Origin of the sequence: Salinarimonas soli (assembly GCF_008386575.1) — a bacterium.
Classification (GTDB): domain Bacteria; phylum Pseudomonadota; class Alphaproteobacteria; order Rhizobiales; family Beijerinckiaceae; genus Salinarimonas_A; species Salinarimonas_A soli.
In genome coordinates, this window is record NZ_VUOA01000235.1 from 1 (window position 1) to 256 (window position 256).

A 256-nucleotide genomic window follows, 5' to 3' on the forward strand; every position below is an offset into this window, starting at 1 on the left:
GCGTACTCCATGCAGTTCATCTTGTTGTTTCGTATCAGTTTGTTCACTACATTTGTGATGACTTCGCTCTTCTTCTCCTCGTATAAATGCTTGCTCTTTTCAACCGCACTGTCGTAATCGGCAACGACGATGCTATTGTAAAGCTGCTCCTCCAGAATGTCGTTAGGGACGTCGGAATCTGCAGCATACAGAGATGCCACGAAAAGACATAGAATAACTATAGCGGGCTTCATCTTTGGAGCGTCGAGTCCTGTGT

The 256-nt window shown here is 45.7% G+C and carries 1 protein-coding gene; it reads right to left on the minus strand.

Going from position 1 to position 256, the window contains the following annotated elements:
- A partial coding sequence (locus tag F0L46_RS27925) for a hypothetical protein (RefSeq protein WP_149822434.1) occupies window positions 1–256 on the minus strand: 256 nt, incomplete at both ends.